This is a genomic window from Amycolatopsis sp. NPDC051106 (genome assembly GCF_040682775.1).
Lineage (GTDB): Bacteria > Actinomycetota > Actinomycetes > Mycobacteriales > Pseudonocardiaceae > Amycolatopsis.
Genome location: NZ_JBFBBQ010000020.1, coordinates 113,381 through 119,952, shown reverse-complemented (window position 1 = coordinate 119,952; position 6,572 = coordinate 113,381). Strand labels below are relative to the sequence as shown.

Annotated in this window: 7 protein-coding genes and 1 pseudogene; 4 read left to right on the top strand and 4 right to left on the bottom strand. The window is 72.5% G+C overall.

Annotated elements, in window-relative coordinates; translation table 11 throughout:
- Positions 1-809, bottom strand: a pseudogene (locus AB0M83_RS18125) (hypothetical protein); the annotation flags it as partial.
- Positions 796-1,089: a hypothetical protein gene (locus AB0M83_RS18120; protein WP_364518350.1), complete on the bottom strand. Its 294-nt coding sequence runs from the start codon at positions 1,087-1,089 to the stop codon at positions 796-798. The gene AB0M83_RS18120 and the pseudogene AB0M83_RS18125, both read right to left, overlap by 14 nt.
- A gap of 441 nt (positions 1,090-1,530) precedes the next feature.
- Here AB0M83_RS18120 and AB0M83_RS18115 point away from each other — a divergent pair, with 441 nt between their 5' ends.
- Complete coding sequence (locus AB0M83_RS18115) at positions 1,531-1,842, top strand: hypothetical protein (RefSeq protein ID WP_364518348.1); 312 nt, start codon at positions 1,531-1,533, stop codon at positions 1,840-1,842.
- Between the two features lie 20 nt (positions 1,843-1,862).
- Here AB0M83_RS18115 and AB0M83_RS18110 read toward each other — a convergent pair whose 3' ends face one another.
- Positions 1,863-2,540, bottom strand: coding sequence for a TetR/AcrR family transcriptional regulator (locus AB0M83_RS18110; RefSeq protein WP_364518346.1), 678 nt, complete (start codon positions 2,538-2,540; stop codon positions 1,863-1,865).
- Between the two features lie 130 nt (positions 2,541-2,670).
- Between AB0M83_RS18110 and AB0M83_RS18105 the strand changes: the two genes are divergently transcribed.
- From AB0M83_RS18105 to map, 3 genes are all read left to right on the top strand, one after another.
- Positions 2,671-3,558, top strand: coding sequence for an SMP-30/gluconolactonase/LRE family protein (locus AB0M83_RS18105; protein WP_364518344.1), 888 nt, complete (start codon positions 2,671-2,673; stop codon positions 3,556-3,558).
- A 15-nt stretch (positions 3,559-3,573) separates the two neighbouring features.
- Complete coding sequence (locus AB0M83_RS18100; protein ID WP_364518342.1) at positions 3,574-4,563, top strand: LLM class flavin-dependent oxidoreductase; 990 nt, start codon at positions 3,574-3,576, stop codon at positions 4,561-4,563.
- A 91-nt stretch (positions 4,564-4,654) separates the two neighbouring features.
- A complete protein-coding gene (map, locus tag AB0M83_RS18095) occupies positions 4,655-5,437 on the top strand; it encodes a type I methionyl aminopeptidase (RefSeq protein WP_364518340.1) in 783 nt (260 codons plus the stop codon).
- A gap of 7 nt (positions 5,438-5,444) precedes the next feature.
- On the opposite strand, the gene AB0M83_RS18090 is transcribed toward map, so the two are convergent.
- A complete protein-coding gene (locus tag AB0M83_RS18090; protein WP_364518338.1) occupies positions 5,445-6,548 on the bottom strand; it encodes an ROK family transcriptional regulator in 1,104 nt (367 codons plus the stop codon).
- Positions 6,549-6,572 lie beyond the last annotated feature (24 nt).

Here is a 6,572-nt window from a genome sequence, read left to right as displayed (position 1 = left end):
CGCCGACCGTAGTGCGGGGCGCAGATCTTCGCGATGTCGGGCAGGTCGATCCCCGCTTCGGACAGCGCTGTCTTCACGACCGTCGTGACCCCGTCGGCGTTGCGGGTGTCGACGTGCGCCGGACCGCCGTGGCGGCCGAGCCACTGGCGCTTGCGGCGCCGGATGTCCAGCGACCGGTGGGCCGTGACGCTGGCCGTGCGGAACGGTTCGTCGCCGCGCTGCAGCCCCTCCAGGGACGGGTCGGTGAACGACGCGATCGAGCGGATCCGCGCCAGGCCGGGCCGGCGCGAGAGGACGACCGCGCTGCCCGCGTCGCCGTAGACGATGCCGGTGTCGGTGCTCCAGTGCGGGAAGCCCGGCGCGCCGAACCGGTCGCCGGCGGTGATGAGCGCGGCGTCGTGGTCCGGGCGGCCGCGCAGCACGCTCGCCGCGATGTCCAGGCCGGCCACCAGGCTGTTGCTCATCGCGCCGAGCTCGAGTGTGAGGCCGGGACCGGCGCCGAGGCCGAGCTGGTCGCGGACGTAGGACGCGGCGTGCCAGAAGTCGATGCCGGGGTGGTAGATCCCGGCGTGCAGGCACAGCGTCGGCCAGGCGGCCCCGCCGGTCGTGAGTTCGCTCTGCCGCAAGGCTTCGCGGCCGGCGCGGACGGCCAGCTCCGGGCCCGGCAGCGTCGAGACGGCGGTGGACAGCTGGCCGGTGCGGTCGGCGTCGGCGGAGCTGAACTCCCCGGCCGCGAGCGGCACGGCGACCGGCGTCAGCGCGCCGACGTCGGTGCCGATTCCGGTGAGGTGCAGGTCATCCACGCGCATCGGGGGTCACCTCCGGGAGCACGGCTTCGATCTCCGAAAGCGTGTCGTCGAGGTGCAGCGGGGGAGCGGACACGCACCCGGCGGCGGCGAGCTCGGCGGCGACGGCTTCGGCGCTTCCCCCGGAGAACCGGTGGAAACCCGCGAAGCAGACCGGGCCGGAGCCAGGAACGGCGATGGCCAGGTGCGCCCAGCCGGTCTCGCGGTCCCAGCGGACGACCAGTCGGGTGGTCCGGGCGGCATGGGTTTCGCGCAGCACCTGTGTCAACGTCGTGGCGGTCAAGAAACTTCCTTTCGGCACGGCGAACAGCACGCACCTCGGGGGCGCGCGCTGCTGAGGGGGAAGGCGGGAACCGCGTCGTCGGGGCCCCTGGAGACGCTGTCAACCTATCGCGATGATCATGCGCGCCGAGTCACCCCCTGATACACAGAGTGATCGGCGAAGCTGGTAGAGAAGCCGGTTTCCGGAAAACAGCTCGGTTTTCGCCGAGGCCGGTCGTGAGATTCCTTCGGTTTGTGGTTACTCTTCGTGTAGCTGCTCGCCGAGGTGCTCGTCGGCTCGAGCCTCGCCGGCGCGGCCGACAGTGCCTCGTTCGGGTGAGCGCCGTACAGCCGAAGTCACTGCTGTTCCGCCGCCCGTGTCGCCGTCGGTGCCTGCCAAGGCCGTATCGATACTCGCTGAGTCAGCCGCGAATCCACCTATCATCACCGGACGATTTCCGGCGTGAGGAACCACGTGGCACACCCGAAACACCTCGAATCCGGTTGGGACATGCACCAGGCGGGCAGTGCGGAACCGGCCGTGCTGCCCAGGGGAGAGGTCGTGGACGCGGAGGTGGTCTGCCACCACCCGTTCGGGCTGGGGCTGCACCTTCCCGCACACGGCGCCTACGCCCACGTCAACGTTCCCGAAATCAGCGCCACGGTCGTGCGTGGCCCCGGCGACTTCCCGCCGATCGGAAGCGCCGTCCGGGCCCGGAGCTTCGGCCCGAGCGGGGAAGGCCGTCACCTCACCATGAGCCTGCGCGAGGTCTGACCGGCCGAACAGCCACGGCGTCAGCTGGGGGAGACCAGCATCCGCGCCGCCAGTTCGGCGTACGACTCGCCGAGGGCTTCGGGGGAGTCCGCGCCGTCGAGGCGGTACCAGCGCACCAGATCGATGCCCAGCGACAGGATCGCGCGCACCGAGCGGTCGATGTCGGGCACGTCGAAGACTTCTTCCCGGACTCCGCGTTCCACGGCCGCCTGCACCATCGCGGAAAACCGTTGCCGGAGAACGAGGATCTCGTCGAGGTGCGCTGGCGAGAGCGCCGCCAGTTCGTACTGGCAGACCCGGGCCACGGTGTGGTGGCGCGCGTGCCACGTCACGTGGGCCGCCGCGAGCCGTCGGAGGTGGCGCCGGGTGTCGCCGTCGTCGGGCTCCGCCGACAGGGCCGCCAACGCACGCTCGTGACCCGTCCGGGCGATGCGGAACAACACTGCTTCCTTCGACGGGAAGTGCACGTACAGCGAACCTGGACTCAGGCCGACGACGGCGGTGATGTCGCGTGTGGTCGTCGCGTGGAAACCCTTGCGGGCGAAGCACTGCACGGCCGACGACAGCAGCGCGCGAGTCACCGGGGAGGTGTCCTCTCCCCAGAACTCGCCGGGGACCGTCTCGGGGCCGAGGCTGGTCGTCAGCTCCATCGCGGCCGCCACCGGGTGCCTCCCGCCGCCGCGCTTCTTCTCCGGCATCGCTGCTCTCCCCTCCGCGGGTGACGACTCGGGCTTGACACGTCCCGGCCTCGCGGTCATGGTAACTGTGCGCTCAGTTAGTCGGCGGGAGACGCCGCGGAACGGTCGACGATGATCGAGGACGGTCGCGATGGGACAGCCGAAAGTCGTGCTCGAAGGCTTCTCCTTCCTCGAATGCCCGAGGTGGCACGACGGGCGGCTGTGGGTGTCGGACTTCTACACCGAGCGGGTCGTGGCGACCGACGGCCGCGGCGGCACCGAGGTCGTCGCCGAAGTCCCGGGTCAGCCTTCGGGCCTCGGGTTCCTGCCCGACGGGCGCCTGCTGGTCGTGTCCATGCGCGACCACCGCATCCTCGTGCGCGATGAGCGGGGAGAGCTGACCGAGCACGCCGACCTGTCCGGTGTGGTGTCCGGGGCGCTCAACGACATGGTCGTCGACGACCGCGGGCGCGCCTGGGTCGGCAACTTCGGCTTCGACCTCATGGGCGGCGCACCCTTGCGCTACGCCACGCTCACCCGCGTCGACCCGGACGGGACCGTGGCCGTCGCCGCCGAAGACCTCGGCTTCCCCAACGGCATGGTGATCCTGCCCGGCGGGGTGCTGGTCGTCGCCGAAACCTTTGCCGGGCGGTTGACCGCCTTCGACATCGGCGAGGACGGCGAACTGAGCGGACGCCGCGTGTGGGCGCAGTTCGGGGAAACTCCCCAGACCGACGACGTCGAAGCGGCGGTTCAGCTCCTCCAAGTGGCGCCCGACGGCATCTGCGCCGACGCCGAAGGCGCGATCTGGGTGGCCGACGCCGTCCACAACCGCGTCCTGCGGGTCGAGGAGGGCGGCCGGGTCCTCGACGAGATCGACGCCGGCACCGGGGTGTTCGCCTGCATGCTCGGCGGCGACCACGGACGGACGCTGTTCCTCTGCGCGGCGCCGTCCTTCCCCGAACACGAACGCCGTCCCGTGCGCGAGGCGCAGCTCCTCGCGGTCGATGTCGAGGTCCCGCACGCCGGCCTGCCCTGACGAACGAAGGTCCCCATGGACGTCTCCTGCGCTTTCCCGACCGCACTGTCCACTCCGGACGACATCGTCGTGGCCGAAGAGCTGGGCTTCAAGCGGGCGTGGGTCTACGACACCCCGCAGCAGAGCCCCGACGTGTGGATGACCCTCGCGCGGGCCGCCGAGCGGACCGACCGGATCGGCCTCGCCCCCGGCGTGCTGGTGCCCAGCCTGCGGCACCCGATGGTCAACGCCGCGGCGACCGCCACCCTCGCCGCGCTGGCGCCCGGGCGGGTCGCGGTCTCCTTCGGGACCGGCTTCACCGGCCGCCGCGCCATGGGCTACCGCGCGATCACCTGGTCCTACATGGAGGATTACATTCGCGCCTACCGCGGTCTCCTGCGCGGCGACATCGTCGAGTGGGAGGGGGCGCGGATGCGGATGCTGCACCCCGACGGGCACGCGCCCGCCCGGCCCGTCGACGTCCCCGTCCTCATCGGGGCGCTGGGGCCCAAGGGCCACCGGGTGGCCAAGGAGCTCGGCGACGGGCTGTACGTCACGCTGCAGCTGCCCGAGTTCATGAGCGAGTACTCGTGGGTGCCCTACCTCGTGTGGGGCACGGTGCTCGACGAAGGAGAACGCACCGACAGCGAGCACGCGCGCCTCGCCGCCGGGCCCGGCTGGGCGCTGGCCTACCACGGCGCCCACGAGTTCGGCGGCCCTGCCGCCGTGCGCGCGCTCCCGGGTGGCGCGGAGTGGCTGGACGTGGTGGAGCGGACGCCGCCGGAGCTGCGGCACCTCGCCGTCCACACCGGTCACTGCGTGGAGCTGGGGGAGGCCGACCAGGCGGCATGGCAGGCGGGCGGCCACGAGATGCTGCGGGAGGTGACGATGAGCGGCACGCCCGAACAGCTCCGGCAGCGGCTGGACGACGTCGCCGCCCGCGGGGTCACCGAGATCGTCTTCCAGCCGTGCGGCCCGGACACCCGGGCCGAGCTCGGGCGGTTCCACGACGCCGTGACCGCCTGACTTTCCCCCGGGGCCCGCGTCCGCGGTGGCCGATCGCGAGCGGTTAGGGTATCGGTATAACTATACCGACACCCTGGGACGCGAGGTACTCGTGATCGAACTGAAGACGCCTGCGGAGATCGACCGCATGCACGTGGCCGGGCGGTTCGTCGCGGAGGTGCTCTCCGAGGTCGGCCGGCTCGCCGACGTCGGCGTCAACCTCCTCGACCTGGAGCACCACACGCGCGGCATGATCAAGCGGCGCGGCGCGGAGTCGTGCTACTGGGACTACGCGCCCTCCTTCGGCAAGGGGCCGTTCCGCAACGTCATCTGCCTCTCGGTCAACGACGCCGTCCTGCACGGCCTGCCCCACGACTACGTCCTGCGCGACGGCGACGTGCTGACCGCGGACATCGCGGTCAGCATCGACGGCTGGGCGGCCGACTCGGCGCGCACGGTCATCGTCGGCACGGCCGCCGAAGAGGACCTGCGGATCGTCCGCGCCACCGAGGAAGCGCTGGAGGCGGCGATCGAGGCGGCGCGCCCGGGCAACCGCCTGGGCGACATCTCCGCGGCGATCGGCGCGGTGGCCGCCGGCTACGGCTACCCGGTCAACACGGAGTTCGGCGGCCACGGCATCGGGCGCACCATGCACGAGGACCTCCACGTCCCCAACAAGGGCGCGCCGGGCCGCGGCATGAAGCTCCGGCCGGGGCTGACCCTCGCGCTCGAGCCGTGGTTCGCGCGCTCGACCGACCGGATCGTCTTCGACCCCGACGGCTGGACGATCCGTTCGGCGGATGGTTCGCGTACGGCCCACTCCGAGCACACGATCGCCGTCACCGAGGACGCGCCGTTGGTGCTCACGCGGCGTGAAGGGGAACTGGCGGGATAGCCGCGCCTCACCCGCGGACGACGGCGGGCGCGGGCTCGCGGGGCCGTGTCGGGTCGGGGAGGCCGTAGCGGGCGTTGAGCACCTGCATGGCCGCGCCGGCGGCCACGACATCCGTGCCCAGCGAAGTCAGGGAGACCTCCACCGTGAGCCAGTCGGCGCCCGGCAGCTGGGTGCGCACGGCGTGTTCGACGGCTTCCCGGTAGAGCTCGCCGTGGGGGAGCAGATCCGCGCCGCCGAGGACGACGTGGCCGAGGTCGAGGGTCTGGAGGAGGTTGACCACGCCGGTCGCGAGCACGGCGGCGGCCGCGGCGGGGTCGGCCGCCTGCTCGTGGACCGCTTCCAGGCAGCCGCGCCGGCCGCAGGCGCAGGGCGGCCCGTCGAGCTGGACGACGGCGTGGCCGAACTCGCTGGCGTTGGTGTGCGCTCCGCGGTGGGCGGCTCCGCCCAGCCACAGCCCGGCGCCGACTCCGGCGTCGACCACGACCAGGGCCGCGTCGCGGAAGGCGGTTCCGCGGCGCCAGGCTTCGGCCGTGACGCCGGCGGTGACGTCCTTGTCCACGAGCACGGGCAGGCCCAGGCGCCGCTCGGCGAGTGCGGCCAGCGGGACGTCCTGCCAGTGCCGCAGCCGATGGGCGCCGCGGACGGTGCCGGTCGACTGGTCGAGCGGCCCGATCATGCCGATGCCGACGCCGGCGAGCCCGGGAGTGCTCAGGTCGTGCCCGGCGATCATCGTCGTGACGCCGGCCGCCAGCTCGCTCAGCAGCTCGTCCGGCGTGAAGTCGGCGGGCAGGGGCGTCGCGATCGACGCGAGGACGGTGCCGGCCAGATCGGCGAGCACCAGGCGCAGCTCGCGGCGGGTGACGTGCGCGCCGATCGCCCGGCGGCTGCCGGGGACGAGCCGGTAGACCGCGGCCGGCTTGCCGCGCGCCGGGCGCCGCACGCCGGCGGGTTCGAGAAGGCCTTCGTCGACCAGCCGGGCGAGCACCTTCGACACGGCCTGCGGGGTCAGCCCGGTGAGCTCGGCGACGGTGCCGCGTTCGAGCGTGGGCGTGGTCCGGGCCAGCGCGATCACCAGCGCTTCGTGGTAGTCCCGCAGGAAAGCCAGGTGCACGGCGTCACCCTACCGCCGGTCTCT